This window comes from Natronobacterium haloterrestre (assembly GCF_900112205.1).
Classification (GTDB): domain Archaea; phylum Halobacteriota; class Halobacteria; order Halobacteriales; family Natrialbaceae; genus Natronobacterium; species Natronobacterium haloterrestre.
Genome location: NZ_FOKW01000001.1, coordinates 222,140 through 247,951 on the forward strand (window position 1 = coordinate 222,140; position 25,812 = coordinate 247,951).

Below are 25,812 nucleotides of genomic sequence, written 5' to 3' on the forward strand. Positions count from 1 at the left end.
GAGGTTAAATAGTGCAGGATTCTTCTGCATTAGGACGAAAATCAACTATTCCCTTACCAATCACAATAGTAAGTTCAAAACAATCAATATTCTGAGTTTCACCAGCCATATTTAGAAAATCTTCTGTATGGTAGGATGTTTCACCTATGTTATCGACTTCTATGGTTACCTCATATGGGACATATTCTCCCATCCAATTTTCTCTGATACTGGTTTCGCCCCATGATCCGTTATCAGTCCCGGATAGCTTGTATTCTTTCTCATGTAAAACCTCTCCATTTTTTGAGATTGTCACCGCTACATTTGATTCAGTTAGTTGTTCATTCCGAATATAGACTTCTCCTAAACCTGGTTGAGATTTGTTATTACTTAGACATCCGGTCAATAGTGGGATTGAAAGTACTGAAATACATTTCCGGCGAGATACCTTGTGCATTATTTTGGATTAAATAGTGAAATCATGTACTTTTTGTGATGTCTATTTCTAAATTCTCTTAGTGATTTTGATTAATAATCTGAAGGGGGATCTTCACCTTGATTATCTCGGTAGCGTTCACTGTTTGGATCATCCATATCTTTCTCTTCTTTAGTGACTACTTCGAAATCAGCTGTTGAGAGGGGTGAATTAGTAGCGACATAGTCGATTGAATATTCTTCTTGACCATCTTCCCCTCTTCCGTTGATTGTTACGTTTTTATCTGACACCTCTTTGATTCCATACTTTCTCACGAGTTCTGGAGGGAGATCTTCTGGATGGGGGTCCGGATCGGAGTCTGGAGTGTACTCTGGTTCATCATCTGCAAAGAATTCCAGACTACCTTCGAGATTTTTCCACGTAGTTGCCGCAGCACTATCGTGCGTACAGATCCCTAATGTAACGTCTATAGATGAACTTAGAGATGTTGTCTGAAATTCAGCACGGTGGAAGAACGAACATTCACTCCATGCTCTTGGAGAAGTCAGGCTAGTGGCCATATCACCGTATTCAAATCCATCTGCGAAGATATCAAAACCGTCTGGTCGGTGCCCCATTTTTTCGCGGAGACTTTCGTTAACAGCAAGGAACCATGACGCACCGACACTTATCGTCCCAATAGCTGCTTCTACTAGGGGTTGCCCCCACCCAGGGATGGTTTCGTCATTATCGTCACATGGGTACTGACCGTGTCGATTAGATTGTGTTGATGGTTGAATATCGCCACCAGATGACTCTAGACGATACTGTTGTCCATAAATATAACCACCACTGACCAGTTCGCTTGTTGATGCTGCCCCTCCTGATACAGAGAATACGTGTATCCACGCACTTTGTTCAGTCGAGTATCCAGATGATTTCCAATGGATAGCAACTGATCCCTCACGTTCTTTGTTGCTGCCAGTAGGATCTGGAAGATAAAGCTCTTTTACCTTTATCTCTTCTTGTGGACAATCTGAATTACAGTCCCAATCACTTTTTGTTTCTGCATCCGCGGCTGCTAAACTAGGGAGAGTCACTGTACTAGCTGCAATGGAAGCCAATGCACTTCGACGATTGAGCCCATTATCATTTTGGTCGGACATTGCATTAAACAATGAGATACATGTATACTTTAATTTAATTGTTGAGTGTATACCTTGAATATTGATATTGTACTCAATGAATGAGTGGATGTTCACTAAGTGAGGAAAATAGAATTGGATTAACGGGCAGGATAGCCCCGCCAAGAACAGTTCGTGTGACTATAACATCACAATGCGGGACCCTACGATTTCAGTCGAGGAATAGGTCAGTTCCAGCAGCGAATCCTCCAAGTGCGATCGGGAATGCTGTGATAGTCATCATGAGCGAAAAATCCAATTCGTGTAAGGTCACCGTTGGTTCTCAAAACCACCTGAGCGATATACATCACGCCGTCTGGTGGATGTCTAAGATAACACGGCCGAAAACGCCAGTTGGGAAGTACAGAATATATCTGGTTGTATTGAAGATCCACGAACCAGACAGCTGGTTCGAGAAACTTCTATGTTACAATGTCTCGGGATGAGCGACGATCCTTTCTCTGTACGAAGAACCATACGACCAGACTCGTCCAGTCGTCTGTTTCGACGAGTTAAGCAAGGAACTCCGCAAGCACGTCCGCGACCCACTCCCGGCGACACCGGGAGCGGTCGCTCGAACAGATCACCACTACGAACGCAATGGGAAGCGAATGCTTCACCTAGCGACTGAGCCGTTACTGGTCGGTGTCGCCTCCATGTGACGGAACGACGGCGGACCTGTGAATGGGTCGACTGTATGCAGGCGATCGCTGACGACTACCCGGATGCAGTCCGCATCCGGGTAGTCTTGGACAACCTCAGCACGCACAATCCCGCTGCTTTCTATCGATTCTTCCCGCCCGAGAAAGCACGCGAGTATCTCGATCGGCTGGAGTTCTACTACACGCCCACGCACGGCAGTTGGCTGAATATGGCCGAACTCGTCTGGAGTTCTCTCCAGACCCAATGTCTCAACCGACGCGTTCCCGACGCAGCGAGCCTCCGTTCGGAGGTCGCTGCGTGGGAAGCCGAGCGCAATGAGTTAGATGTCACGGTCAACTGGCAATTCACAAATCAGGACGCTCGAACGAAACTACACCGCCTCTATCCGGCTATCGAGGAGGCTGAGAACTAGTCACTCAACACTTGGGAAAGTACTAGTGGCGGCCCAAGCCTGAACTGATGGGTCGAATCCGCTCGTGCGGGCCGGTTCGACCCATCAGTCGACGGTTGGAACGGTACTAGTCCATCGCGATGTACGTCTTCGTATCCGTCACGCCGTCGAGGGCCTGCATGCTCGAGGAGACGGTTTCCAGGATGTCGTAGACCTCGGGCGCGTTGACCTCCGCGATGATATCGTAATTCCCGGCGACGATGTGGGCCTCGGCGACGTTCTCGAGGCCCCTGATATCGGCGAGCAGCCCCTCGGATTTCCCGGCGGTCGTCTTCACCATGATGAACGCGTGTACCATCTCGAGGGTGTGGTACTCTCTGACATAACTAAAGACTTTGCCCGATCCTGTGGTGTGGTACACTGGGGCAAACTTATTGGAGGGTGGGAGCGTATCCCTCGCCATGCGGTTCGTGATTATCGGCGCCGGTCGGGTCGGGCTGCGAACGGCGCGCGTTCTCCGCGACGAAGGCCACGAGGTAACGCTCGTCGAACGCGACGAGCCACGCGTCCAGCGGGCCCGAAACGAGGCGTTTACCGTCGTCGAGGGTGACGGCTCCCGGGAGCACTCCCTCGAGGAGGCCGGCATTGCGGAGGCCGACGCCCTCGGTGCGTTGACCGGCGACCTCAACGTCAACTTTACGGCCTGTATGATCGCGAAACACTACGGCTGCCGGACCGTCATGCGCATCGACGAGGCCTACCGCGAGGAGATCTACCGGAAGTACGCCGACGAGGTCGACGAGGTCATCTACCCCGAACGGCTCGGCGCGATCGGCGCGAAAAACGCCCTGCTGGGCGGGACGATCCGTGCGATCGCCGACATCGAACAGCACCTGCAGGTCGTCGAACTGACGATTACCGACGCCGCGCCGGTCAACGGCTACACGATCAGCGAACTCGAGTTGCCCGCGGATTCGCGGGTGCTGGCCTTCGGCAAGCACGACGGCGAACTCGAGTTACCCGGCGAGGACGAATCGCTCGAGGTTGGCGATCGGCTAGTCGTGCTGGCCGACTTCGAGGTGCTGAGCGACATCCGGCAGCTGCTAGTCGGGGAATCCGCGTCCCAGGCGGTCGCCAACGCCGGCTCGGGATCGGGAGGTGTCAACTAATGGTTACAGCATTCGTCATGGTCAAAGCGAACACGGGCGAGGCGGATCGACTACGAACGGAGATGGAAGCGATCGAGGGCGTCCGATCGGCCCACATCGTCGCGGGCGATGTAGACATCATCGCGAAGGCTCAGGTCGACACCCCCGCGGCGGTCAAAGAGATCGCGGCGACCAAGATTCAGGGTATCGACGGCGTCGAGGGGACCCAGACGTACATCGCGATGGACTGAGCCTAGTACCCGTCCCCGACCGCGTCGGTTAACGCGTCCTCCACGTCTTCGAGCACCGCTTCGGGCGACCGGTTCGCGTCCACGCGGACGAACCGGTCCGGGTGGCGCTCGAGCAGCCGTTCGTAGTTCTTCCGGACGGTCTCGAGGTAGTCGACGCGCTCGAACTTGTTCGTCGCGCCCGCACGGTCGGCGGCCGTCTCGGGGTCGACGTCGAGGTAGATCGTCAGGTCGGGGTCGATCGTGAACGGCGCGTGGACGGCGACGACGTACTCGAGGGGATCGGGCACGTCGAGCCGGTCGTAGTCCTCCAGAGTCGCCCCCTGGTAAGCAAAGCGGGAGTCGGAGTACCGATCGGACACGACGAGGTCGCCGCGCTCGAGGGCCGGTTCGATCTTCCGGGTGAGGTGGTCGGCGTGGTCGGCGGTATAGAGGAAGAGTTCGGCCAGCGAATCGGCGTCGTCGTCCTCGATCGATCGGTAGACCGCGTCGCCGTACCAGGAGTCGTTCGTCGGTTCGCGGGTGAAGACTGCATCCGGGTAGGCGTCCTGGAGGGCCTCCCAGACCGTCGTCTTGCCGCTGCCGTCCAGCCCCTCGAGCGTGACGAGCATGCTCGCACGTCGCTGGGGGAGGTACAAGGACCTGTCGTCCCGCCCCCGTGAGCCGAACACAACAGCGTAGCCGACTAGCTATTTATCGCCTCGCGTGTACGTTTCGACTATGAAGATCCTCGTTGCGGGCGGCACCGGCTTCATCGGGCGGAATCTCTGTACGGAACTGCACGACCGAGGTCACGACGTGACGGCGCTGTCCCGCAGCCCCGACGACCGCGGCCTCCCGGACGGGGTCGAGGTGGCGATGGGCGACGTAAGCGCTGCCGACTCGATTCGAGACGCGGTCGTGGGCCACGACGCGGTCGTCAACCTGGTCGCGCTCTCGCCGCTGTTCCAGCCCAGGGGCACCGATCACGAGACGGTCCACCTCCGCGGGACCGAGAACCTCGTCGATCTCGCGGAGACGGAAGGCGTCGATCGGTTCGTCCAGCTGAGCGCGCTCGGAGCAGATCCCCAGGGCGACACCGACTACATCCGCGCCAAGGGGAAGGCCGAAGGGGTCGTCCGGGGGTCGGACCTCGAGTGGACGATTTTCCGGCCCTCGGTCGTCTTCGGCGATGGCGGCGAGTTCGTCGAGTTCACGAAGGAACTGACGACGCCGTACGTCACGGGACTCCCCGGCGGCGGGAAGACGCGGTTCCAGCCGATCTGGGTCGGCGACCTCGTGCCGATGCTGGCCGACGCCCTCGAGGACGAGACCCACGTCGGCGAGACCTACCAGGTCGCCGGCCCGGAGGTGCTGACACTGGCCGAAGTGACGGAACTGGCCTACGAGGCAGAGGGCAAATCGGTCACCGTCCTGCCGATCCCGATGCCCCTCGCGAAACTCGGCCTGACGGCGGCGGACCCGCTGCCGTTCGTCCCCTTCGGCCCCGACCAGGCGCGGTCGCTCGAGATGAACAACACCGTTACCGACAACGATATCGCCGCGTTCGGCGTGGACGTCGACGACCTCACGACGCTCGGGGCGTACCTCGGACTGGAACCACAGCCGATCGGTTCCGGGACGCCCCGAGAATCGGTCTGAATCGCACCTCGATTACAGCGGTACCGAGTCGAAAGCCCACGGCTGTGAACCGCCGGTGGAACCCATGGCGGCCACCAGATATAATATAAATAATGTGAACACTCCCGATCAGACGTTTCTTCTATAGTGACAATTTTGGCTGGGAAACAGTCTCTTCTCCCTGTTTTTCCCGCTGTGAATTTAGACAGTAACTTTCCTCATCAAAAGACTTATGTCCTCAATCACTCTGTTACCTATCCAACGGAGCCCCCTGACAAACAATGAAGTTGGCGATGATCGGATTCGGACAGGCCGGTGGTAAAATCGTAGACCGCTTTCTCGAGTACGACGAGCGGACGAACAGTGGGATCGTCCGTGCTGCGGTCGCCGTCAACTCGGCGAAAGCGGACCTGATGGGTCTCGAGCGGATCCCACAGGAAAACCGCGTACTGATCGGCCAGGCCCGGGTCAAGGGCCACGGTGTCGGAGCGGACAACGAACTCGGCGCGGAAATCGCCGAAGAGGACATCGACGAGGTCCAGAACGCGATCGACGCGATCCCGACCCACGAGGTCGACGCGTTCCTCGTCGTCGCCGGGATGGGCGGCGGGACCGGTTCGGGCGGTGCGCCCGTCCTCGCGAAACACCTCAAGCGGATCTACACGATCCCGGTCTACGGGCTGGGCGTCCTGCCGGGCACGGACGAGGGTGGCATCTACACGCTCAACGCGGCCCGCTCGTTCCAGACGTTCGTCCGCGAGGTCGACAACCTGCTCGTCTTCGACAACGACTCCTGGCGACAGACCGGCGAGTCCGTCGAGGGGGGCTACGAGAAGATCAACGAGGAGATCGTCCGTCGGTTCGGCGTCCTCTTCGGGGCCGGCGAGGTCGGCGACGGCGAGGAGGTCGCCGAGAGCGTCGTCGACTCCTCCGAGATCATCAACACGCTCTCGGGCGGCGGCGTCTCGACGGTCGGCTACGCCAGCGAGGAGGTCGAACTGAACACGGGCGGCGGCCTCCTCTCCCGGTTCACCGGCGACGACGCCGGCGACGATCTGGACGCCGCGAACACGACCAACCGCATCACGAGCCTCGTCCGCAAGGCCGCGCTCGGCCGACTCACGCTCCCGTGTGAGATCGAGGGTGCCGAACGCGCGCTGCTTGTCCTCTCCGGTCCCTCGGAGTACCTCAACCGGAAAGGCATCGAACGCGGCCGCAAGTGGCTCGAAGAGGAAACGGGCAGCATGGAAGTTCGCGGTGGCGACTTCCCGCGCGAGGAGCCCGAAGTCTCGGCCGCAATCCTGCTCTCGGGGGTCACCGACGTCCCGCGCATCAAGCGCCTCCAGCAGGTCGCGATCGAGGCCCAGGACAACATCGAGGACATCCAGGCCGAAAGCGAGGAGAACCTCGAGGAACTCGTCGAGGACGACGAGGACGAACTCGAGCCGCTGTTCTGAGCGGGACTGCCGGCGAGGCGGCCGAGGCGGCTTCTCGCCGGGCAATACCGTTTCGGTGCACCGGCTCGAATCGCGGACGTGAATCGGTGACGGTGATCGCGGTCGCTTCCGGACGACCGCGGGATCCGAACCCGAACCCGAACCCGAATCCAAACCCGAACCCGAATCCAAACCCGGAGACGGCACAGGTCGACGAACCGCGCTCGGCGGTCGCTCGCGTGTCGGGGGGCACGTACCGAACGCGACCCGGTGTGGTCGAACCGCGTCACCGCCGTCGGCGGTCGCCCCGGAGAACGCCTTTTTCATCGACTCCGACGTGCTTTTGAACGCGTACGAGAGAGGATCGACAGATGCAGGTCGTCGTTCCGTTCGCCGCGACGTCGCCGAAAACCCGCCTCGAGGGCGTTCTCTCTTCCGAAGAGCGATCGACGATCGCACGAGCGATGCTTGCGGACGTGCTCGGGGCGCTCGAGGCGACCGACCGCGAGTGCGAGCCGACGGTGGTGTCGACGGCGCCGCTTTCGCTGTCGTCGGCGCTGGCGTTCGACTCCGACTCCGATTCCGACTCCGGCAGCCCCGCGGCCGACATCGACGACGTGACCGTCGAGGTCGACGACCGACCGCTCACCGACGCGGTCAACGCCCGCCTCGAGTCGGTCGGAGACGGGAGCGACGCCGTCGCCGTCGTCATGGCCGACCTCGCGCTCGCGACGCCGGCCGCGCTCGAGCGACTTTTCGAACCCGATGCGGACGTCGTCGTCGCCCCGGGTCGTGGCGGCGGGACGAACGCACTGGTGGTTCGCCATCCCGAGTTCCGGGTCGACTACCACGGCGCGTCGTACCTCGATCACCGCGAGATCGCCGCCGGGATCGGTGCCACGCTCGAGCCGGTGGACTCCCACCGGCTCGCGACGGACATCGACGAACCGGCCGACCTCGTGGAGGTGCTCGTCCACCGGTCGGGCGGCTCCACGCGGGCCTGTCTGTGCGAGTTCGGGTTCGAACTGGAGACGAGCGACGGCAGGGTGACGGTCGCTCGCGATTAGAACGGAACGGGGAGGCGTTCTCGAGGCCCGGCTACTCGAACGACTCGGTGAACGTCCCGAGAACGAAGACCGTGATCGCACAGCAAAACGCGATGCCGCTCGCCGCCGCGACGGTCACCGCGATCCGGGGGCCGGCCCGGTAGGGGCGAACTCCGGAGGCGACGAGCGCGTCGATCGTCTCCACGCCGGCGTGGCCGATGGCCGCGAGCACGAGCGTCGCCACGACGCCCAACAGCCCCGTCACGAGCCCGAGGCCGGAGAAGAGGTCCTCGATCCCGACGAGCGACCAGGCCTGGCGCTCGGAGATGTCGTCCAGCCGATCCCGGTAGCCGGCGAGGACGGCGAGGCCGACGCTCGAGCCGACGAGACAGCCGACGCTGAACAGGGTAAGCGCGGTGAAGCCGACCTGAGAGGCTGCGACGTCGACGCCGAGGTACCGCTCCTGGACCGCCCCGGGAAGCGAGAACATGATGGGGAACATCGCCGAGGCGGCAAACAGGAGGAAGCTACACCCCCGAATCTTCTGGGGGATGGACCACCTGCTGAACATCCCCCAGCGCGCCCGGAGCAACTCGTACTCGGACCCCTCGAGAACGAGCCGCGTGTACTTGTCCTCGTCCATCCGTCGACCGCCGAAAGGCCGGTTCCCGGTATCAACTTTTCGGAACCCGATACCCCGACGAGTGTACGGATCTGTCTCCGCTGGTGGGTCTCGAAAAAGCGCGTCGGCGACGGTTCGTCAGTCTTCCGCCGGGGTTCCGGTCCCGGGTTCAGGTTCCGCACCGATACCGATACCGGCGGGTTGCTGGGCGATGACGCGCTCGTTGGTGGCGATCCAGTTCAGCAGCAGGTACGCGAAGATGTACTTCGCGCCGATGTCGAGGATGCTGTAGGCCCACGACGTGATCGCGACGTCGAGGACGGCGAGCCCCTCGGCGCCGAGCGCCCAGAAGATCGGGTACCCGAGCCACAGTACGACGGTGAGGTTACGCAGGAGGCCGAAGATCTCGTCGGTCCCCGCCGCTTCGGCATCGCGCGGCCACTCCGCCAGCAGGACGTACAACACGACGAGGAAGAACGTGCAACTGATGAAGTACCAGAACCACCGCAGCGCGTACGACGAGGTCGTCATCGCGGCGGCGAGGCCGGTCACGCACATCGCGATGTCCGCGGTGATGGCGGTGAACAGTTTCGTCAGGTTCGTCCCGGCGAGCAACCCGAGCGCGAGCAGGATCATCGGCGTCGAGAACGTCCACGTCAGATACCGACCCCACATCGTCAGCACTTCGTCACCCGCGAGCGCGTGTCCGGCCGGCATCTCGAGGAAGCTGATCGTGAGCCCGGACGCGAGCCCGGTGTAACTCGAGATGGATACGAGCGGGACCATCAGGGTTGCGACCCAGATCAACTTGGCCCGGGAGTCCTCGAGGTTGCGCCCCATGTAGACGAAAAGCAGCGTCACCAGGCCGGCGAGGGCGATGTTGACCCAGAAGGACGCGTTCAACAGCTGGTCGTCCTGGATCATCTCGAAGATCTCCGGCTGGGTCATCTCGAGTGGGGTGGCGGTGAGTGGGTGTAGCTGTGCGACCGCTGCGAGGTCTACCGTGGCAGCTTCAAGCATGATACGTATCAGCTATAGTTCGTCAACGAATAAACACGACCACAAACCAGTTAGGGTCGATCGGAGTAACCCGAGCGTACTTGCTAGACGGCACGGGATACGATCGATCGGTCGAACCGACGACACCCGCCGATCGCACGAACTACAAGCCCTTATATAGCGGGCGACGACACACCGAGACGATGATCCCCGGGGCCAGCGAGTACGGCGTCGACGTGACGATCGACGACGCCGCAGTCGACGAACTGCTCGAGGTCGCACCCGGCGACGTCGATGGGGCGTCGTCGCTGACCTTCGCTCGCAACGTCTTCGTCCCGCTGACGACGGCGTGTCGGTACACCTGTACGTACTGTACGTACTTCGATCCGCCGGGGGAGGCCTCGCTGCTCTCGCTCGAGGAGGTCCGCGAGATCTGCCAGCGGGGTGCCGACGCGGGCTGTACGGAGGCGCTTTTCACGTTCGGTGACGACCCCGACGACCGCTACGACGGGATCCACGACCAACTCGCGGAGTGGGGCCACGACTCGATCCACACCTATCTCCGGGAGGCCTGCGAGGTCGCCCTCGAGGAGGGGCTGCTCCCCCACGCGAACCCGGGCGACCAGACCCGTGACCAGATGGCGGAGGTTGCAGACGTCAACGCCAGCATGGGCGTGATGCTCGAGACGACGGCCGAGGTCGACGCCCACGCGGGCCCGCGTCGGAAGGAACCGGGCCAGCGGCTCCGGACGATCCGAACGGCGGGGGAACTCGACGTCGCGTTCACCACCGGAATCCTGGTCGGGATCGGCGAGGACTGGCGGGATCGGGCCGAGAGTCTGCTGGCGATCCGGGAATTACACGAGCGGTACGATCACGTCCAGGAGGTGATCGTCCAGCCCGTCCGGGAGAACGATCGCTGGTCCGGCGACACGCCCGACCTCGAGACGATGCGACGGGTGACGGCGATGGCCCGTGCCGCGCTTCCGGAGGAGGTGTCGGTCCAGGTCCCGCCGAACCTCACCGACGCGCGCGAACTGATCGACTGCGGCGTCGACGACCTCGGCGGCGTTTCGCCGGTCACCGACGACCACGTCAACCCCGACTACGAGTGGCCCGCCCTCCGTGAACTCGAGGCGATCGCCGAGGACGCGGGGCTACCGCTTCGCGAGCGGTTGCCGGTCTACGAGCGGTTCCTGCCGCCGGACCTCCGTTCGCCGGCGTTCGACGGCGTTCCTGCCGAGGGTGCCGGACGAGGCGCGGACCGGGAGTGGATCTCGCCGACGATCCACGCGGCGTTGACGGCCGACGACGAGGCCGGACGGCGGTACCGGTCGGTGCTCGGGACGGTCGATCGCTGACCGCGGGTCCGTCCGCGCCTCCGCCGCTCCGATCCGTCGCGCTTTTGCCCGCCCGGGCCCGACGGGGAGGTACGCGAACGGAAAGAATGGCCCGGTACCACATCGAAACCTACGGCTGTACGTCCAACCGCGGGGAGAGCCGCGAGATCGAGCGGCGGCTCCGCGACGCCGGCCACTACCGGGTCGACGGCCCCGAGGAGGCCGACGTCGCCATCCTCAACACCTGCACCGTCGTCGAGAAAACCGAGCGCAACATGCTCCGGCGGGCCGAGGAACTCTCGGACGAGACCGCCGACCTCTACATCACGGGCTGTATGGCCCTGGCCCAGGGCGAGGAGTTCGCCGAGGCCGACGTCGACGGCCGCGTGCTCCACTGGGACGAAGTGCCCGAAGCCGTCACCAACGGCGAGTGTCCGACCACGACGCCCGACGTCGAACCGATCCTCGACGGCGTCGTCGGCATCCTCCCGATCGCCCGGGGCTGTATGTCCGACTGCTCCTACTGCATCACGAAGAAAGCCACCGGCAAGATCGACTCCCCGTCGATCGAGGAGAACGTCGAGAAGGCCCGCGCCCTGGTCCACGCCGGCGCGAAAGAGATCCGCATCACGGGCCAGGACACCGGCGTCTACGGCTGGGACGAGGGCGAACGTAAGCTGCACCGCCTGCTCGAGCGCATCTGCGAGATCGACGGCGACTTCCGCGTCCGCGTGGGGATGGCCAACCCGAAGGGCGTCCACGGCATCCGCGAGGAACTCGCCGATGTCTTCGCCGACAACGAGAAACTGTACGACTTCCTGCACGCGCCCGTCCAGTCCGGCTCGAACGACGTGCTCGGCGACATGCGCCGCCAGCACCAGGTCGAGGAGTACCTCGAGGTCGTCGAAACCTTCGACGACCATCTCGACTACTGGACGCTCTCGACGGACTTCATCGTCGGCTTTCCCACCGAGACCGAGGAGGATCACGAGCAGTCGCTCGAACTCCTGCGGGAGACCCGGCCGGAGAAGATCAACGTCACCCGCTTCTCAAAGCGGCCGGGCACCGACGCCGCCGAGATGAAGGGCCTCGGCGGTACCGTCAAGAAGGAACGCTCGAAGGAGATGAGCGCGCTCAAGCGCGAGATCGTCGGCGACGTCTACGAGTCGATGATCGGGCAGCGCCGGGAGGACTGTCTCGTCGTCGAGGAGGGGACCGCCGACTCCGTGAAGTGTCGGGATTCGGCGTACCGACAGATCATCGTCCAGAACGCCGACGACCACGGCCTGGAGCCCGGCGACTTCGTCGACCTCGAGGTGACGGCCCACGAGACGATGTACGCGTTCGGGGAGCCGATCTGACGGCGCGGGACGCCGGATCTTTTGACGATTCGCCACGAAGCCAGCCCATGGCTTCGATTACGCTGTACGAACTCGACGGCTGTCCCTACTGCGAGCGGGTCGCCGACCGCCTCGAGGAACTGGACGTCGACTACGAGAGCGTCTGGGTCGACCCACCCCACTCGGAACGAGACGAGGTCAAGCGGCTTTCCGGGCAACGGCAGGTCCCGGTGCTGGTCGACGAGGAGTACGGCGTGACGATGGCCGAATCCGACCGCATCCTCGAGTTCCTCGAGACGACGTACGCCTGAGCCTGATCGGCCCGATCAGTCGAAACGGACTGCACCGTCGTCCGGAACCGTTGCACCCTCCTGTGCTGCGAACGCCTCGTGGAGGTGGTCGTATGTCTCTTCCAGCGCCTCGACGATCACCGTCGTGTCGCTCAGGACCGGCATGAAGTTGGTATCGCCCTCCCAGCGCGGGACGACGTGTGTGTGGAGATGGTCGTCGATCGAACCGCCGGCACCGTCGCCGAGGTTCAACCCGGCGTTGAACCCGTCGGGCTCGATGGCCGCCTCGAGAGCGTCGAACGTCCGCTGTTTCAGCCGTGCGTGGTCGAGCAGTTGCTCGTCGCCGAGATCGCCGTACTCGCCGGTGTGTGCCCGGGGAATGACCATCACGTGGCCCGGGTTGTACGGGTAGTTGTTCAGCATGACGAACGCGTGCTCGCTGCGCGCGACGAGCAGGTTCTCCCGGTCTTCGTCCCGTTCCCGTTCGGGGAGTTCACAGAAGACGCAGTCGTCGATGTCGGGGTTCTTGTCGTCGCGTCTGATCCACTCGATCCGCCACGGTGCGAAGACCTGCTCCATACCGGGTGACAGGGCAGAGTGTTTTATATACTGTCGGTCCCGGCCGGCCGCCCTGGCCGTCACCGACGCTCGTCTCCGTTCCTTGATCTGTCGAAACGAGACATTACTCCGGTCGATGTTCTATCACTGGCGGACATTATATTTCCAGATGGACATTCAGAAATAGGGAATCATATAACCGACTGAACAGTATTGAACGATCTGCTGGAGTTACAGGGAATCGAAACCTCTCGTTGAGGATTTTCGACTCACGTCTCGATACGAAACGGGCTTTTAAGATGGTACTGCCGCAACCGGGTCAGTAATGGCAACGACTGATAACTCATTCAATGGGATAACCGAATACTGCAACGACTGCGAACTTGAAACTATTCACGAAGTTTCGGTCCAGATTCGAACCGAGAGCGTCAAAGAGGAGAACGCCCAGTTCTCTCGCGAACCCTACCGCGTCAGCGAATGTCAGCGCTGTGGCGCTCGTTCCAGCCAGCGGATGAACAACGCCTGAACGTCCGGTTCGCCACGAGACCGGTTCACCCCCGCGGTCCGGATCGAATCGCCGCTCTTCGATCTCCCCCCTTCGCCTTCCTCTCTGGTGTCACGCTCTCCTCTCTCCGCCCGCGCGAAAAAGAATTTCCGAACCTAATCGCCGACCGATTCAGTCCGTCGTCACTTCGCAGCCGTCCTCGGTGACGATGATCGTGTGTTCTTTCTGGCTGACGAGGTAGCCGTCGTCCTCCTGGAGCACCGGGTAGCCGTGGACGATGTCGTTGCGCTTCAGTCGTCGCAGCGCCATCTCGGCCCGATCCGTCTCGAGCCAGCGCGTCGCGAACGGCAGCGTCCGGAACTCCTCGGTGATCTGGTCGAGGGCCTCCCGGGCCTGCCGGTTCCGGACGGTCCCCTCGCGCTCGAGCGCGAAGATCTCCTCGCTCGCGCCCTCCGTGACCTTGCCGCCGCCGTCGGTCGCGAACGGTTCGATCGCGACGACGTCGCCGACCTCGAGCGTCGCACCCTGGGAGACGGCGCGGTTCGGGATGTTCGGCTGGGTGTGCTGTTCCCAGTGGCCCAGTCCGTGGCCGGTGAGGTTGACGACGGGGTTGAAGCCGTAGCCGTCGATGACGTCTTCGATCTCCGCGCCGATCTCGCCGGTTTCGACGCCCGGTTCGACGACCTCGAGGGCGGCCTCCAGCGCCTGTTCGGAAGCTTCGGCGAGTTCGGGGTTGCCCGAGAGGTCGACGGTGATCGCGGTGTCGGCCAGCCAGCCGTCGACGTGGACGCCGATGTCTAAGTTGACCATCTCCTCGCCGAACGTCGAGTCGTCGTCGATCGAGGGGGTCGCGTGGGCCGCCTCCTCGTCGATCGAGATGTTGACGGGGAAGGCGGGTTCGCCGCCGAGTTCGCGGATCCGGTCCTCGGCGTACTCCGCGACCTCGAGGTGGCTGACGCCGACCTCGACGCGCTCGGCGGTCTCCTCGCGTACCTGGGCGAGGATCTCCCCGGCCTCGCGGTGTTTCTCGTACTTCTCGGACTGCAGATCCACCTCGTCGTCGGATTCGGCCATGTACCGGGGTTGCACCGGTCGACAAAAAGAGGTTCCGCCTCCGGTCGATCGCATCCCGGGACGGACGTCAGCGGTCCGGCCCGTCGGTCCAGCGACACTCCGGACAGGCGTCGACCCCCTGGACGTTCGAGAGCGTCGTCCCACAGCGAGGGCACTGCCGTGCGGCGTGGTGTGCGTGTTCGAGCATCGGCCGTGACAACGAACACGACAATAATAAAAGTAATCTACGTCGATCGTCGAAATCGGCCGGACTGGGGAGGTCGAACGTCGACGAAAGCGGCCTCACCCGCTCAGTCGCGGGCGTGGGCCGTCTGCATCTGCGAACTGTTGAACGCCGAGCCGAGGTTGCCACGGGCATCCAGACAGATGAGCCCGGCTGTCGAACCCGTCAGTTCGGCGAACTCCTCGATCGCGAGTTCGGCCGCCGCGTCCGCCTCGAGGCCGTTCTCGATGTGACGGGCGGCCCGCCGCGAGAGGGTCACGCGGGCGATGTCTTCCCCCGCCCCCGTCGCGCTCACCGCGGCGGCGGGCGAGCAGTAGAACCCGGAGCCGACCTGGGGGACGTCGCCGACGCGGCCGGTCAGCGCGAGCCAGCGTCCGCCGGTCGAGGTCGCCGCCACGAGCGAGTCGCCGTCGAACGCCACCGCGCCGACCGTATCGTGATCCTTCGGATCACTGCTCGTCGGATTTCCTCCGACGGTGTCGTGATCGTGCTCGTCCGCCGGCTCGTCGCGGCCGTCGGGGTCCGAACTGCCGTACCGGTCGCGGATCGCCTCGAGTTGGTCGCGGACGCCGCCGGCGGACTCGAGTCCCTCCTCGGCCCACTGGTCGCGCGTGCGGTCGCTCCAGAGGTCGACGCCGGTCTCGACGCCGAACGCCTCGGCAAGCGAGACGGCGTGTTCCCCCGAGACGAACCCGTGAGGGGTCTCCTCCATGACGACCCGGGCGACGCTGATCGCGTGCTCGACGCCCGGCATCGAACAGGCCGCGCCGACCGCCCGGTCGTCGGTCATGATCCCGGCGTCGGTCCGGATCGCACCGTCGCTCTGGACCGCGCCGCCGACACCGGCGTTGAACCGTGGGGAGGACTCGAGGACGCCCACCGCGGCCTCGACCGCGTCGACCGGGGTCGACTCGCTCGCCCCGGCTTCGGCCGCCTCCTCGAGGACGGCCTGTCTGGGTTCGGGTTCGTCCGGATCGCTGCCTGCACCGCCGTGAACGAGTACCTGCATACGGCCCCGTGGACGCGCGGGTAGGATAATCGGTTCGGAACCGGAACCGGAACCGGACCCGGACCCTGACCCGGTCGTCCGGAAACCCCCACACTTACGACCGCGGCTCGAGAATCGAGGGCGACGATGACCGCGCTGACTCCGGTCGTTCTGCTGGCTGGCTTCTGTGCGGCGATGTCAGCCGTGGCGATCGGACGGCTCCTCGTCGCGGAGGCGCACGAACGGGACCCGATCGACGTCGGGACGGCGCTGCTCGTCGTTTCGATCACACTCGGCACCGTGTTCTGGGCTGCGACCGAGGAGTCGTGGCTGTCGCGGCCGGCCCGGGGCGTCGTGGCGATAGGCTGTCTCGCGGTCGGCGTCGCCGGACTGGTCGTCTTCGCCAGACACTGGGACCGGTCGCCGGACGGGTCCGCCCGGGGTGACGAACTCGAGGCCAGCGACGACGGCTCCTGAGGCCGGGCCGAATTTGGACGTTTGCCGCCGTCGAACCCGGTATTCGACGAACGTACACATCCGGCAAGTCACCGTCGGAACTGCGCTCGTCGCCTCTCGCGGCAGTACGGCTCCGCTCGCCGCCGATCGCTGCCCGAACGCCGTTCGGGCGATCGAAACCGGCGGACGGACGGAAATGGTAGACCTTTTACCCTCATCGAAGAACGGTACAGACGAGATGAGCTACGACAAGATCGAGGTCCCCGAGGACGGGGAAAAGATCACACTGAAAGAGGGCTCCGAGGACGAGATCGAGGTGCCCGACAACCCGATCATCCCGATCATCCACGGCGACGGGATCGGCAAGGACGTCGGCCCCGCCGCACAGAAGGTCCTCGAGGCCGCCGCCGAGGCGACCGGCCGCGAGATCAACTGGATGCGCGTCTACGCCGGCGAGAGCGCCCGCGAGAAGTACGGAGAGGACGTCAACCTGCCCGACGAGACCGTCGAGGCGATCGAGGAACACCGCGTCGCGATCAAGGGGCCGCTCACGACGCCGGTCGGCGCCGGCTTCCGCTCGCTGAACGTCGCGCTGCGACAGACCCTCGACCTCTACGCGAACGTCCGTCCTACCTACTATCTCGACGGCGTTCCGTCGCCGATGTCCGAGCCAGAGGAAATGGACATGGTGACGTTCCGTGAGAACACCGAGGACGTCTACGCCGGCATCGAGTGGGAAGCCGGTACCGACGAGGTCGAACAGGTCCGGGACTTCGTCGAGCAGGAGATGGGCTTCGACGAGACCATCCACGAAGGCCCCGTCGGCATCGGCATCAAGCCGATCACCGAGAAAGGCTCGAAGCGTCTCGTCCGCGAAGCTATCGACTACGCCCTCGAGCACGACCGCGACAAGGTCACGCTCGTCCACAAGGGCAACATCATGAAGTTCACCGAAGGGCAGTTCTCCGAGTGGGGCATGGAGGTCGCCGACGAGGAGTACCCCGACGACGAGGTCTTCGCCGCACCCGACTCCCTCTGGGAGGAGCAGGACGACATCGACATCCCCGAGGGCGCCGTCATGGTCGAGGAACGCCTGGCCGACGCGATGCTCCAGTGGATGCAACTGCGCACCGACGAGTTCGACGTGCTCGCCATGCCGAACTTGAACGGTGACTACCTCTCCGACGCCGCCGGCGCACAGATCGGCGGCCTCGGCATCGCACCCGGTGGCAACTTCGGCAAGGGCCGCATGCTCGCCGAACCCGTCCACGGCTCCGCGCCCAAGCGCGCCGGCCAGGACATGGCCAACCCGACCGCGATGATCCTCTCCGGCCGACTCATGTTCGACTACCTCGGCTGGGACGACGCCGCCGACCTCATCCGCGACGCCGTCGAGAAGACCATCTCGGAGGGCTTGGTCACCTACGACCTCGAGCGCCAGCTCGAGGACGCCGAGAAGCTCGCGACCAGCGAGTACACCGACGAAGTCGTCAGCAACATCGAGAAGCTCTCGTAAACGGGTTCTCGCCCTCTCGTGGCTGTTCCGCGAGGATCTCGTCTTTCCGATTTTCCGTTTTTGCCGTCGTGTGCGCCGTCCGTCTCCGCCATCTCGTCGCCGGTCGCCGGTCGCCAGTGAACGGCTCGCCTCGGACGTAACGCTCTCACCCTCGGAGTGTGTATCGCCGGCACAATGACTCCGGACGCGTCCGCGAACGATTCCACCGGCGAACGTGAGGACGACTCGAGCGACGATCCAGACCCAGAGATCGAGGTCCGCGTCGTCGACGGCGACGACCTCGAGGACGCCTTCGCGGTCCGACACACCGTCTTCGTCGAGGAGCAAGACGTCGACGAGGAACTGGAGTACGACGAACACGACGACGGCGCGGTCCACTTCGTCGCGTACGACGACGGCGACCCCGTGGGCGTGGCCCGCCTCCGCGAACTCGAGGACGGCGGCGGGAAAGTCGAACGCGTCGCAGTCCTGGAACCGCGACGGGGCGAGGGGATCGGTCGGCTGCTGATGGACGCCGTCGAGCAACGGGCCGAAGCGCTGGGGCTGTCGCCGCTCGTGCTTCACTCCCAGACCCACGCGGCGGAGTTCTACGACCGACTCGGCTACGAGCGCCACGGAGAGGAGTTCGAGGAGGCCGGGATCCCCCACGTCGAAATGCGCAAGGAGGACCCCCGATAGCCGCGCGACCGTTCGCTCGAGGGGTAATTCAACGAACCCCGGAAGTTATCTACGTCGAACTCGAGGGGGTACGCATGCCAACACCCCCCACACCACACGAGACGGTTCCGGACTTCATCGTCGAACGGTTCGAGGACCACTCGGCCGAGGAACTCCGAGCGATCGCCGACTACGCCGAAACGCTCGAACCCGGCGCGGACGTCCCCAACTACGTCGTCCGGGCGTTCTCGATCCAGGACGACGAAACCCGGACGGTAGTGGCCGTCTACGCCTCTGAACTCGCGGAGTTTCGCGAAGCGAAGGCGGCGGGAGCAGGGGACGAAGACGAAAACGAAGGTGGGGACGAGGACGAGGGCGAGGAAGACCTCGACCCCGGTCGGATGGGCGGCGCGTTCTTCGGTTGATCGGTCGATCGCACCGGCCAACGGATTGGGGGGACAGAGTCGGACGGGGGACCGCGATCGAGTGACTCACCGATCCCGGACGTACTTCACGACCAGTCCGAGTATCGCGACGGCCATCGCCACCGCGAACGCGACGACGAACGCCGAGAGCGGGTCGCCGGCCGTCGCGGCCTCGAGTTCCTCGAGGACGAACTCGACCGCGAGGACGGTCGCGACGGCGAACAGGACGATGCCGCCGAGGTTCGCCGCCCGGGAGTTCGTTTCGGGGACGACGCTCGGATCGTTCAGCAGGTAGAGGATCACCGCGAGGGCAAAGGGCGTGCCCACGAGCCCGAACGCGAGCACGAGGACGAGCAACTGGAAGAAGGTGCCCTCGAGGAACGCGCCCGCTGCGGAGGCGAGCGCGACGACGACGAGCGCGCCACGGTACCGTGGATCCTCCACGGACTGCTCCCAGCCGAGTTTGTCGGCGAGCAAGTACGGCGGAACGATCGTATTCCCGCCGAGCGTCGAGACCGCGGCGCCCCACAGCCCCAGAAGGAAGATCCAGGTCGCGTGCTCGCCCGCGATGGGGCCAAGCGCATCGGCGGCCTGGATCTCGTCGATCGTCGCGGGGTCGGCCACGACCTGTGGGAGGACACTCGCCGCCACGAGGAAGACCGCGAGGCTGAAAATCCCGAACGCGACGAGCATCGAACTGACCACGTCGAAGGTCGCGATGTCCCGATCGCCGTCGGTCCAGCCGCGGGCTCGCATCGTGTAGCTTTGCATCGTCAACAGTGTGATGTGGACTGCGCCGCCGAGGACGCCGGCCGCGACGACCGCGCCGCCCACGCCCGGGATCTCGGGGACGATCCCCGTCGCGGCCGCGGCCGGATCGATCGGGACGACGAACGCCGACGCGACGAACGCGAGGACGACAAGCGAGACGAGCACCTTCGCGCCGACTTCCGCGAACCGGTAGCCGCCGGTCGCGAGCCCGGCGGCGAGTACCAGCGCCCAGATGACGCCCCAGAACCGCGAATCCGTCAGCGGGCCGATCCCGACCCCCGCGTTCGCCGCGATCGTCGCGCTCACGTCGGCCAGGGTCAGCATGATCACGAGCTGTGCCAATCCGGCCGCGAGGACGACGTCGATCACGAGCACCCAGGCCCAGACGGAGCCGAGGTGCTCCTCGACGACGGCGACGATCCCCCGTTCGGTGAGCAGACCGACCCGCATCGCGAGGTACTGGCCGAGCGTACCCAGGACCGCCGAGAGGACGACGACCCACAGCAGGGTGTAGCCGAAACTCGCCCCTGCGACGAGGAGGCTCGCCATGGTTGCCGGCCCGGCGGCGATCGCCCCGGCGAGCCAGGTCGGCCCCAGCCGTCGTACGAACGTCCCGATGCGCCCAACGCCGATCCCGCGCGCTTCGGTTGCCATCGCTCGTTCTTGCGGCGGGCCGTAGAAAACTCCGTGGTATTCTCGAGTGGTCGGTCCCTCCGATTCAGTCCTCTTCCCAACTCGGGTTCTCCCGCGGCGGGCTGAAGATGTCGACCCCGCGGACCGGTTCGTCCCCGCGGTTCTCGGCCGCGTGTGGCTGGTCGCCCGGGATCGCGTAGGAGTCGCCGGGCCCGCAGACGAGTTCTTCCCCATCGGTCAGGAACGTCAACTCGCCCTCGTAGATGAACCCCGTCTGTTCGTGGGGATGGCTGTGTTCCTCGACGACCGCGCCGGGTTCGATCTCGAAATGCTGGACGTTCATCGACTCGGAGCCGGCCATCAGCGCCAGGTGGACGCCGTCGGCGGCCTCGGAGGCCTCGAGGTCTTCGAGTGCAACTCGCTGCATGGCTCTCGAGTGACGGGCCAGGGACATAGCTTTCGGGGTGGTGGGATCCGATCGCCGGATCTCGTTGGCCAGACGACTTTTAGTGCGGGTCTCGGTAGGTAGCGAGGATGACTCGCACAGTTCTCTGTGTCGACTCCGAGGAGCGGGTATCGTCCGTCGCGTCGACGGTCGAGGCGGACGACGACCTCACGGCGATCGAGGCCGCGTCGGTCGAGGACGCCGTCGATCGCATCGCCGCCGAGCCGATCGTCTGCGTCGTCACCGCGTACGATCTCCCCGACGGAACGGGGATGGACGTCGTCGACGCGATCAGGTCAGAGGCCCCACAGACCCCCTGCGTTCTCTTCACTGACGTCTCGCCGGCCGAGATCGATACCGCGTCGTTCGAGGAAACGATCGTCGAGTACCTCAACCGCGACCTGCCCGATGCGGACGACCGCCTCGGGTTCGTCGTCAACGACGTGATCGACCACAGCGCCCAGGTCGGCTTCCTCGCGCCCGACGACGAGGACGAACGTCTCGAGACGCTCGCCCAGTACGATATCGACGAACTCCCGATCGAGGAGAGCTTCGACCGGCTGACCGACCTGATCGCGGACCACTTCGGCGTCGCGGTCGCGTTCGTCGGGCTGATCGAGGAAGACGAGGAGAACTTCCTCGCCTGTACCGGCGCGGACTGGGACTCGCTGACCCGAGAGGACACGATGTGTACCCACAGTATGCTCCAGGAAGACGTCATGGTCGTCGAGGACATCGCCGACGACAAGCGGTTCGCGGAGAACCAGCAACTCGAGAACCTGGGAATCGTCTCCTACGCCGGCGCGAACATGACCGCGCCGAACGGCCAGGTGATCGGCCAGGTCTGCGTGCTCGACCACGAGCCACGGGGGTACTCGCCCGAGGAACGGGAGACGCTCGAGGGCTACGCCGACACGGCGATGGAGATCCTCGAACTCCGGCAGGCGCTCCTCGAGGCCCGCGGGAACGACGCCGCTGCCGTCGAGGCAACCCCGGAGGGTGGCCGATGAGCCTCGCGAGCGCAGAGCCGTTCGCGGTCGAGGGCGTGTCCGTCGACGGTCTCGAGGACGGGACCTCGATCCTGCTGACCGGGAGTGACACCGACGCGCTCGAGGCCGTCTTCGCCCGACTGGTCGCACCCGACTCGGCCGCCGACGAGCGAAGCGTCGTTCTCGAGACCGAGCGGGGCGCCCGGTCCCTGGGGCGGACGCTCGACGATGCGCGGCCCGGGGCGGCCGACGACGTCTCGGTACTGCTGTCCGACGACGCCGGCCGCGGGACGAACGCCGACGCCGTCGCCGACGTCGCCGATCTGACGACCCTCGGGATGGAACTTTCGACCCTGATCGCGACTACACAGCAGTCGACCGAGCGATTCCGCTCCGGCATCTTCCTCTGTTCGACGATCTGTCGCGAAGTCGACGACGTCCGATCGATCTACCGCTTTCTGAATACGAACTTCCTGACCGAACTCCGTCGCGGGACCGGAATCGGCGTCTGTGCGCTCGATACGAGCGCGGACCTCGAGACGGACATCGACAGCATGATCTCGGGAATGGAGACCTCCTTTACGGGCCGGATCGACGTCGAGAAAACGGGCCGGCGCGAGGCGACGTTGACGACGTCGGGGCTGTCGGGGGTCGGGGTCGACGAGGAGGTCATCGTCTCGCTATAGGCGGTCCGCGTCCGTGACCGAAGGTTGAACTACCGGGACGCCCCACCTCGGAACGAGACATGTACGCCGTCGTCGGCTGTAGCGAGTGCTCGCACCTCTGGCTCCTCGAGGGCCGGTCGGAGACCACCCAGTGTCCTCGCTGTGGCTCGCGTCGCGCCTACGAGAAGCGCAAGAAGTTCGTCGAGACCGAGGACGCGAACCACGCCCGCGACGTCCGCGCCTCGATGCTCGCGAACCGCCAGGGAGAGGGCGAGCGGTTCGCCGAACTGGACTCGTTCGATGCCCTCGAGGACGAGGTCGAAGACGGCGTCGTCGACGACGACCGATACCTCGAGGAGTCCGGCCTCGACGTCGACGAGGTGGAGGCCGCGGGCGACCGCGACCCCCGCGGTCCGTCCCGCAGCGGGAGCAAGAAGGAAATCGTCGAGCGTGCACTCGAGGACCTCGAGACGCCGACGGAGGACGAGATCGTCGACTACGCCGGCGAACGCGGCGTCTCCGCGGAGTACGTCCGGGACGCGCTCGAGAAGCTGACGCGGCGGGGAGTGGTCAGCGAGAGCCGCGGTCGGTATCGGAAACTGTAGCGGCCAGCGCGACGCAGAACGTCAGCGCTTTGCCGACCGGACCGAATGAGTAGGCGATGGCAGAGACGGTCGACGTACAGGAGACGACGATCGGTGTCGGGACGGTGATCGCGATCCTCCTGTTCGGTTACGGGACGTTCGTCCGGGAGTCGGTGTTCGGGATCGACGCGGTGTCGCTCGCCGTGGGAGCGTTCGGGCTGACGTTCGTCGCGGTCGGTTCCCTCCACGGCGCGTACGGTCGGGGCGACTTCGCGCTCGCACACCTGGTCGCCGGCGTCGGGCTCTTCCTCGTCGCGTTCGCGGCGACGGCCCTCCAGGTGCTCGGCGGCTACGCGCTGTTGCTGGCTGGCGGGGGCTACATCGCGGTGACGACGATTCGCACTCGAGACGAGTAGCCGCGGAACGAAGCGGGGGCCGCCGGCGAACCAGTCAGTACTCAGTACTCGGGGCGCTGGGCCTGGATGACGTCGGAGAGATGCATGTGCTCGTCGGCGAGGAGTTCGCTGAGGTCGTCGTACGTGATGATCCCGACCAGTTCGCCGTCGTCGTCGCAGACGGGAAGCCGGCGGACGCCATCCTCGCTCATCAGTTCCGTCACCTGGTAGAACCCGGCGTCGTGGTCGATCGTCGTCGGATCTTCGGACATGACGTCGCCGGCCGTCGCTTCCGACGGGTCCATCCCGTTGCCGAGAACGCGCGTCGCGAGGTCGCGATCGGTGACGATCCCGATCGGCTCGTCGCCGTCCGTGATGACGATGCTCCCGACGTGGGACTCGTCCATGCGCGTCGCGAGTTCCTCGACGGAGTCGCCTTCCTGTGCCGTTACCACGTCGCTTCGGGCGAGGTTTTCGATAGGCATAGGCCTGCGTTGCCGTCCCACGGACGCGAGTATAAACCCACACCGTACTCCCAGACCGCCACAACAATCACCGACGGCGACAGGAGAGTCCCCTGGTGGATCACCCGCGCCGCGGGACCCCTTCCAGGGCAGCCGAACGGCTCGCGTACCCGATTCCCACCGCCTCGCAGTTCACGCACGTCCAGCAGTACTCGCCGCCGTGGCCGCGGATCGAGACGACGCCACCGCAGTCCGGGCAGCGCTTGCGTCGACGCGACTCTCGCACTCGCTCGAGGATGTCGACGACGGTTCTGTTCTCGTCTTTCACGACTCCGGCTTCGGCCGTTCAGGTATATGTTTTCCCGTTCGCGATCACAGCGCTACCGACGATCGACGACCGACGACCGACGGCCGACGACCGTAGACTCCGACCCGCTGCCAGCCAAAGCACCGTGTTACCGCCCGAGGTCCTCGTGTGCGCTCGCGAGGTGGCGCGAGGACAGCGCCGCGAGCAGGGAGAGTTCGCCCGCCAGCGCGCCGACGGCGATGACCTCCGCCAGGGCGTCCGCGTTCGACCCCGCCGGATCGCCGCCGCCTCGCAGACCGAGGATCTCGAGCGCCTCGGCCTGCGTCGGCAGTTTCGTCCCCCCGCCGACCGTGCCGACCTCGAGGGAGGCCAACGAGACGGACGCGTAGAGGTCGGTCGTGCCGTCCTCGTTCGTTCTGGCGTCCATCGTCGTGATCGCGTTCGCGGCCTCGACGACCTGGGCCTCGTCCTGGCCGGTCGCGAGGAACGCGGCAGCGACGACGTTCGCGGCGTGGGCGTTGAACCCGAGGCTGCCGGCTTTGGCGCTGCCGGTCAGGTTCTTCCGGGTGTTGGCCTCGGCGATGGCCTCGGGCGTGGTGTGGAGTCGCTCCTCGACGACGTCGCCGGGGACGAGGACGTCCGCGGTCACGGAGCGCCCGCGGCCCTCGACGGCGTTGATCGCGGCGGGCTTCTTGTCCGAACAGAGGTTGCCCGACAGCGCGACGAGCGAGGCCGGCGTCTCCGCCTCGACGAGTTCACAGGCCTCGCCGGTCGCGATGGTGGCCATGTTCATCCCCATCGCGTCCTTGGTGTCGTAGGCGAATCGCAGGTAGACCGAGTCGCCGACGACGTAGGGTTCGACGTCTAACAGTTCGCCGTGGCTGGTCGTCGACTCGGCGGCCTCGCGGAGCCGGTCGACGTTGTCGGCGACCCACTCGATCGTCTCGGAGGCCTCTGCGACGCCGTCGACCCGGAAGACCGGCGCGCGGGTCATCCCGTTTTTCGTGACGCGGGCGGTCGCGCCGCCGACCGACCGGATGGTCGAGAGCCCGCGGTTGACCGACGCAAGCAACGCGCCCTCGGTCGTCGCCAGCGGCAGGTAGTAGTCGCCCTCGGCCGCCCCGCCGTCGACCGGAACGGGCCCGGCGACGCCCATCGGCACCTGGGCCGCGCCGATCATGTTCTCGATCGCGGAATCCGCCTCCTCGGCATCGAAGGTGTAGTCCGCGACGGCCTCGAGATCCGCGTCCGTCTCGCGCTCGACGAGCAGCCGGCGGGCTTGGGCAGCCGTCTCGTGGTCGGCCTCCTCCTCGAGTTCGTGGATGCGAAGGTCGCCGTCCGCGACGCGGTCGGCGAGTTCGGCGGGATCGATCGTGGTCATGTGTCCGTGGAGACAGTCGGCTGTCCTAAGGATTGCTGATTCCGCCGACCGGGGC

General features: G+C 64.5%; 32 protein-coding genes. 18 read left to right on the forward strand and 14 right to left on the reverse strand.

Features of this window, described 5'->3' with window-relative positions:
- Window positions 1-4: 4 nt before the first annotated feature.
- Both BM113_RS21725 and BM113_RS21730 read right to left on the reverse strand, forming a co-directional pair.
- Window positions 5-436: a hypothetical protein gene (locus tag BM113_RS21725; RefSeq protein ID WP_143095791.1), complete on the reverse strand. Its 432-nt coding sequence runs from the start codon at window positions 434-436 to the stop codon at window positions 5-7.
- Between the two features lie 71 nt (window positions 437-507).
- Window positions 508-1,560, reverse strand: a complete 1,053-nt coding sequence (locus BM113_RS21730; RefSeq protein WP_143095792.1) for a hypothetical protein — start codon at window positions 1,558-1,560, stop codon at window positions 508-510.
- A gap of 676 nt (window positions 1,561-2,236) precedes the next feature.
- Between BM113_RS21730 and BM113_RS01070 the strand changes: the two genes are divergently transcribed.
- A complete protein-coding gene (locus BM113_RS01070; protein ID WP_143095793.1) occupies window positions 2,237-2,653 on the forward strand; it encodes a transposase in 417 nt (138 codons plus the stop codon).
- Window positions 2,654-2,759: 106 nt separating this feature from the next.
- Here BM113_RS01070 and BM113_RS01075 read toward each other — a convergent pair whose 3' ends face one another.
- Complete coding sequence (locus BM113_RS01075; RefSeq protein WP_089784604.1) at window positions 2,760-2,990, reverse strand: Lrp/AsnC family transcriptional regulator; 231 nt, start codon at window positions 2,988-2,990, stop codon at window positions 2,760-2,762.
- A 103-nt stretch (window positions 2,991-3,093) separates the two neighbouring features.
- Between BM113_RS01075 and BM113_RS01080 the strand changes: the two genes are divergently transcribed.
- Together BM113_RS01080 and BM113_RS01085 are read left to right on the forward strand one after the other, a co-directional pair.
- Window positions 3,094-3,801, forward strand: a complete 708-nt coding sequence (locus BM113_RS01080; RefSeq protein ID WP_089784606.1) for a potassium channel family protein — start codon at window positions 3,094-3,096, stop codon at window positions 3,799-3,801.
- Window positions 3,801-4,031 (forward strand): Lrp/AsnC family transcriptional regulator, encoded by a 231-nt coding sequence (locus BM113_RS01085; RefSeq protein ID WP_007142215.1) that lies wholly within the window; start codon window positions 3,801-3,803, stop codon window positions 4,029-4,031. The genes BM113_RS01080 and BM113_RS01085 overlap by 1 nt, the downstream gene beginning before the upstream one ends.
- Window positions 4,032-4,033: 2 nt before the next feature.
- Here BM113_RS01085 and tmk read toward each other — a convergent pair whose 3' ends face one another.
- Window positions 4,034-4,639, reverse strand: coding sequence for a dTMP kinase (gene tmk / locus BM113_RS01090; RefSeq protein ID WP_089784608.1), 606 nt, complete (start codon window positions 4,637-4,639; stop codon window positions 4,034-4,036).
- Window positions 4,640-4,748: 109 nt separating this feature from the next.
- Between tmk and BM113_RS01095 the strand changes: the two genes are divergently transcribed.
- The 3 genes from BM113_RS01095 to cofC all read left to right on the forward strand — a co-directional run bounded on the left by BM113_RS01095 (window position 4,749) and on the right by cofC (window position 8,151).
- Window positions 4,749-5,669, forward strand: a complete 921-nt coding sequence (locus tag BM113_RS01095; protein ID WP_089784610.1) for a complex I NDUFA9 subunit family protein — start codon at window positions 4,749-4,751, stop codon at window positions 5,667-5,669.
- Between the two features lie 260 nt (window positions 5,670-5,929).
- Window positions 5,930-7,105: a tubulin/FtsZ family protein gene (locus BM113_RS01100; RefSeq protein WP_089784612.1), complete on the forward strand. Its 1,176-nt coding sequence runs from the start codon at window positions 5,930-5,932 to the stop codon at window positions 7,103-7,105.
- Between the two features lie 350 nt (window positions 7,106-7,455).
- Window positions 7,456-8,151, forward strand: a complete 696-nt coding sequence (gene cofC / locus BM113_RS01105; RefSeq protein ID WP_089784614.1) for a 2-phospho-L-lactate guanylyltransferase — start codon at window positions 7,456-7,458, stop codon at window positions 8,149-8,151.
- 31 nt (window positions 8,152-8,182) lie between these two features.
- On the opposite strand, the gene BM113_RS01110 is transcribed toward cofC, so the two are convergent.
- On the reverse strand, window positions 8,183-8,773 hold the full coding sequence (locus BM113_RS01110; RefSeq protein WP_089784615.1) for a hypothetical protein: 591 nt from the start codon (window positions 8,771-8,773) through the stop codon (window positions 8,183-8,185).
- A 117-nt stretch (window positions 8,774-8,890) separates the two neighbouring features.
- Entirely contained in the window at window positions 8,891-9,700 is an 810-nt protein-coding gene (locus BM113_RS01115; RefSeq protein ID WP_089785540.1) for a bacteriorhodopsin, read from the reverse strand.
- Window positions 9,701-9,954: 254 nt separating this feature from the next.
- Between BM113_RS01115 and cofG the strand changes: the two genes are divergently transcribed.
- From cofG to BM113_RS01130, 3 genes are all read left to right on the forward strand, one after another.
- Window positions 9,955-11,112 carry a 7,8-didemethyl-8-hydroxy-5-deazariboflavin synthase subunit CofG gene (gene cofG / locus BM113_RS01120; protein WP_089785542.1) on the forward strand — a complete coding sequence of 386 codons (1,158 nt, stop codon included), beginning with the start codon at window positions 9,955-9,957 and terminating at the stop codon, window positions 11,110-11,112.
- An 86-nt stretch (window positions 11,113-11,198) separates the two neighbouring features.
- Window positions 11,199-12,452 (forward strand): tRNA (N(6)-L-threonylcarbamoyladenosine(37)-C(2))-methylthiotransferase, encoded by a 1,254-nt coding sequence (locus tag BM113_RS01125; RefSeq protein WP_089784617.1) that lies wholly within the window; start codon window positions 11,199-11,201, stop codon window positions 12,450-12,452.
- Window positions 12,453-12,499: 47 nt separating this feature from the next.
- Window positions 12,500-12,742, forward strand: coding sequence for a glutaredoxin family protein (locus BM113_RS01130; protein ID WP_089784619.1), 243 nt, complete (start codon window positions 12,500-12,502; stop codon window positions 12,740-12,742).
- 15 nt (window positions 12,743-12,757) lie between these two features.
- Here the strand turns inward: BM113_RS01130 and BM113_RS01135 are convergent, their stop codons facing one another.
- A complete protein-coding gene (locus BM113_RS01135) occupies window positions 12,758-13,300 on the reverse strand; it encodes an HIT family protein (protein ID WP_007142225.1) in 543 nt (180 codons plus the stop codon).
- Window positions 13,301-13,604: 304 nt separating this feature from the next.
- Between BM113_RS01135 and BM113_RS01140 the strand changes: the two genes are divergently transcribed.
- A complete protein-coding gene (locus BM113_RS01140) occupies window positions 13,605-13,805 on the forward strand; it encodes a DUF7835 family putative zinc beta-ribbon protein (RefSeq protein ID WP_089784621.1) in 201 nt (66 codons plus the stop codon).
- A gap of 150 nt (window positions 13,806-13,955) precedes the next feature.
- Here the strand turns inward: BM113_RS01140 and map are convergent, their stop codons facing one another.
- Together map and BM113_RS01150 are read right to left on the reverse strand one after the other, a co-directional pair.
- Entirely contained in the window at window positions 13,956-14,858 is a 903-nt protein-coding gene (map, locus tag BM113_RS01145; protein ID WP_007142226.1) for a type II methionyl aminopeptidase, read from the reverse strand.
- A gap of 290 nt (window positions 14,859-15,148) precedes the next feature.
- Complete coding sequence (locus BM113_RS01150; protein ID WP_089784623.1) at window positions 15,149-16,090, reverse strand: isoaspartyl peptidase/L-asparaginase; 942 nt, start codon at window positions 16,088-16,090, stop codon at window positions 15,149-15,151.
- Between the two features lie 126 nt (window positions 16,091-16,216).
- On the opposite strand from BM113_RS01150, the gene BM113_RS01155 reads away from it, so the two are divergent.
- From BM113_RS01155 to BM113_RS01170, 4 genes are all read left to right on the forward strand, one after another.
- Window positions 16,217-16,546 carry a hypothetical protein gene (locus tag BM113_RS01155; protein ID WP_089784626.1) on the forward strand — a complete coding sequence of 110 codons (330 nt, stop codon included), beginning with the start codon at window positions 16,217-16,219 and terminating at the stop codon, window positions 16,544-16,546.
- 217 nt (window positions 16,547-16,763) lie between these two features.
- Window positions 16,764-18,041 carry an isocitrate dehydrogenase (NADP(+)) gene (icd, locus tag BM113_RS01160; protein ID WP_089784628.1) on the forward strand — a complete coding sequence of 426 codons (1,278 nt, stop codon included), beginning with the start codon at window positions 16,764-16,766 and terminating at the stop codon, window positions 18,039-18,041.
- 174 nt (window positions 18,042-18,215) lie between these two features.
- Window positions 18,216-18,719: a GNAT family N-acetyltransferase gene (locus BM113_RS01165; protein ID WP_089784629.1), complete on the forward strand. Its 504-nt coding sequence runs from the start codon at window positions 18,216-18,218 to the stop codon at window positions 18,717-18,719.
- Between the two features lie 74 nt (window positions 18,720-18,793).
- Window positions 18,794-19,123 carry a hypothetical protein gene (locus BM113_RS01170; RefSeq protein ID WP_089784631.1) on the forward strand — a complete coding sequence of 110 codons (330 nt, stop codon included), beginning with the start codon at window positions 18,794-18,796 and terminating at the stop codon, window positions 19,121-19,123.
- Between the two features lie 66 nt (window positions 19,124-19,189).
- Here the strand turns inward: BM113_RS01170 and BM113_RS01175 are convergent, their stop codons facing one another.
- Window positions 19,190-20,548: an NRAMP family divalent metal transporter gene (locus tag BM113_RS01175; RefSeq protein ID WP_089784633.1), complete on the reverse strand. Its 1,359-nt coding sequence runs from the start codon at window positions 20,546-20,548 to the stop codon at window positions 19,190-19,192.
- A 64-nt stretch (window positions 20,549-20,612) separates the two neighbouring features.
- A complete protein-coding gene (locus tag BM113_RS01180; protein WP_089784635.1) occupies window positions 20,613-20,954 on the reverse strand; it encodes a cupin domain-containing protein in 342 nt (113 codons plus the stop codon).
- Between the two features lie 107 nt (window positions 20,955-21,061).
- Here BM113_RS01180 and BM113_RS01185 point away from each other — a divergent pair, with 107 nt between their 5' ends.
- The 4 genes from BM113_RS01185 to BM113_RS01200 are packed head-to-tail and all read left to right on the forward strand — an operon-like array spanning window position 21,062 to window position 23,626.
- Entirely contained in the window at window positions 21,062-21,982 is a 921-nt protein-coding gene (locus tag BM113_RS01185; protein ID WP_089784637.1) for a GAF domain-containing protein, read from the forward strand.
- A complete protein-coding gene (locus BM113_RS01190; RefSeq protein ID WP_089784639.1) occupies window positions 21,979-22,647 on the forward strand; it encodes a DUF7504 family protein in 669 nt (222 codons plus the stop codon). Before BM113_RS01185 ends, BM113_RS01190 begins: the two co-directional genes overlap by 4 nt.
- 59 nt (window positions 22,648-22,706) lie before the next feature.
- Window positions 22,707-23,231 carry a DUF5817 domain-containing protein gene (locus BM113_RS01195; RefSeq protein WP_089784641.1) on the forward strand — a complete coding sequence of 175 codons (525 nt, stop codon included), beginning with the start codon at window positions 22,707-22,709 and terminating at the stop codon, window positions 23,229-23,231.
- 56 nt (window positions 23,232-23,287) lie between these two features.
- Window positions 23,288-23,626, forward strand: a complete 339-nt coding sequence (locus BM113_RS01200; protein ID WP_089784643.1) for a hypothetical protein — start codon at window positions 23,288-23,290, stop codon at window positions 23,624-23,626.
- Between the two features lie 41 nt (window positions 23,627-23,667).
- On the opposite strand, the gene BM113_RS01205 is transcribed toward BM113_RS01200, so the two are convergent.
- The 3 genes from BM113_RS01205 to hmgA form a co-directional block, all read right to left on the reverse strand.
- Window positions 23,668-24,090 (reverse strand): CBS domain-containing protein, encoded by a 423-nt coding sequence (locus tag BM113_RS01205; RefSeq protein ID WP_089784645.1) that lies wholly within the window; start codon window positions 24,088-24,090, stop codon window positions 23,668-23,670.
- Window positions 24,091-24,190: 100 nt separating this feature from the next.
- Window positions 24,191-24,397, reverse strand: coding sequence for a hypothetical protein (locus BM113_RS01210; protein ID WP_089784647.1), 207 nt, complete (start codon window positions 24,395-24,397; stop codon window positions 24,191-24,193).
- Between the two features lie 127 nt (window positions 24,398-24,524).
- Entirely contained in the window at window positions 24,525-25,757 is a 1,233-nt protein-coding gene (gene hmgA / locus BM113_RS01215) for a hydroxymethylglutaryl-CoA reductase (NADPH) (RefSeq protein WP_089784649.1), read from the reverse strand.
- Window positions 25,758-25,812: the final 55 nt, after the last annotated feature.

Bases quoted from the DNA above. Each gene is read 5' to 3' on its own strand.
- BM113_RS01140 (WP_089784621.1), top strand. From the start codon at position 13,605: ATGGCAACGACTGATAACTCATTCAATGGGATAACCGAATACTGCAAC.
- BM113_RS01125 (WP_089784617.1), top strand. From the start codon at position 11,199: ATGGCCCGGTACCACATCGAAACCTACGGCTGTACGTCCAACCGCGGG.
- BM113_RS21730 (WP_143095792.1), bottom strand. From the start codon at position 1,560: ATGTCCGACCAAAATGATAATGGGCTCAATCGTCGAAGTGCATTGGCT.
- BM113_RS01185 (WP_089784637.1), top strand. From the start codon at position 21,062: ATGACTCGCACAGTTCTCTGTGTCGACTCCGAGGAGCGGGTATCGTCC.
- BM113_RS01155 (WP_089784626.1), top strand. From the start codon at position 16,217: ATGACCGCGCTGACTCCGGTCGTTCTGCTGGCTGGCTTCTGTGCGGCG.
- BM113_RS01080 (WP_089784606.1), top strand. From the start codon at position 3,094: ATGCGGTTCGTGATTATCGGCGCCGGTCGGGTCGGGCTGCGAACGGCG.
- BM113_RS01205 (WP_089784645.1), bottom strand. From the start codon at position 24,090: ATGCCTATCGAAAACCTCGCCCGAAGCGACGTGGTAACGGCACAGGAA.
- BM113_RS01095 (WP_089784610.1), top strand. From the start codon at position 4,749: ATGAAGATCCTCGTTGCGGGCGGCACCGGCTTCATCGGGCGGAATCTC.
- BM113_RS21725 (WP_143095791.1), bottom strand. From the start codon at position 436: ATGCACAAGGTATCTCGCCGGAAATGTATTTCAGTACTTTCAATCCCA.
- BM113_RS01180 (WP_089784635.1), bottom strand. From the start codon at position 20,954: ATGCAGCGAGTTGCACTCGAAGACCTCGAGGCCTCCGAGGCCGCCGAC.
- BM113_RS01175 (WP_089784633.1), bottom strand. From the start codon at position 20,548: ATGGCAACCGAAGCGCGCGGGATCGGCGTTGGGCGCATCGGGACGTTC.
- hmgA (WP_089784649.1), bottom strand. From the start codon at position 25,757: ATGACCACGATCGATCCCGCCGAACTCGCCGACCGCGTCGCGGACGGC.
- tmk (WP_089784608.1), bottom strand. From the start codon at position 4,639: ATGCTCGTCACGCTCGAGGGGCTGGACGGCAGCGGCAAGACGACGGTC.
- BM113_RS01135 (WP_007142225.1), bottom strand. From the start codon at position 13,300: ATGGAGCAGGTCTTCGCACCGTGGCGGATCGAGTGGATCAGACGCGAC.
- BM113_RS01200 (WP_089784643.1), top strand. From the start codon at position 23,288: ATGGCAGAGACGGTCGACGTACAGGAGACGACGATCGGTGTCGGGACG.
- cofG (WP_089785542.1), top strand. From the start codon at position 9,955: ATGATCCCCGGGGCCAGCGAGTACGGCGTCGACGTGACGATCGACGAC.
- map (WP_007142226.1), bottom strand. From the start codon at position 14,858: ATGGCCGAATCCGACGACGAGGTGGATCTGCAGTCCGAGAAGTACGAG.
- BM113_RS01085 (WP_007142215.1), top strand. From the start codon at position 3,801: ATGGTTACAGCATTCGTCATGGTCAAAGCGAACACGGGCGAGGCGGAT.
- BM113_RS01150 (WP_089784623.1), bottom strand. From the start codon at position 16,090: ATGCAGGTACTCGTTCACGGCGGTGCAGGCAGCGATCCGGACGAACCC.
- BM113_RS01110 (WP_089784615.1), bottom strand. From the start codon at position 8,773: ATGGACGAGGACAAGTACACGCGGCTCGTTCTCGAGGGGTCCGAGTAC.
- BM113_RS01165 (WP_089784629.1), top strand. From the start codon at position 18,216: ATGACTCCGGACGCGTCCGCGAACGATTCCACCGGCGAACGTGAGGAC.
- BM113_RS01195 (WP_089784641.1), top strand. From the start codon at position 22,707: ATGTACGCCGTCGTCGGCTGTAGCGAGTGCTCGCACCTCTGGCTCCTC.
- BM113_RS01100 (WP_089784612.1), top strand. From the start codon at position 5,930: ATGAAGTTGGCGATGATCGGATTCGGACAGGCCGGTGGTAAAATCGTA.
- BM113_RS01115 (WP_089785540.1), bottom strand. From the start codon at position 9,700: ATGACCCAGCCGGAGATCTTCGAGATGATCCAGGACGACCAGCTGTTG.
- BM113_RS01190 (WP_089784639.1), top strand. From the start codon at position 21,979: ATGAGCCTCGCGAGCGCAGAGCCGTTCGCGGTCGAGGGCGTGTCCGTC.
- BM113_RS01130 (WP_089784619.1), top strand. From the start codon at position 12,500: ATGGCTTCGATTACGCTGTACGAACTCGACGGCTGTCCCTACTGCGAG.
- BM113_RS01075 (WP_089784604.1), bottom strand. From the start codon at position 2,990: ATGGTACACGCGTTCATCATGGTGAAGACGACCGCCGGGAAATCCGAG.
- cofC (WP_089784614.1), top strand. From the start codon at position 7,456: ATGCAGGTCGTCGTTCCGTTCGCCGCGACGTCGCCGAAAACCCGCCTC.
- icd (WP_089784628.1), top strand. From the start codon at position 16,764: ATGAGCTACGACAAGATCGAGGTCCCCGAGGACGGGGAAAAGATCACA.
- BM113_RS01170 (WP_089784631.1), top strand. From the start codon at position 18,794: ATGCCAACACCCCCCACACCACACGAGACGGTTCCGGACTTCATCGTC.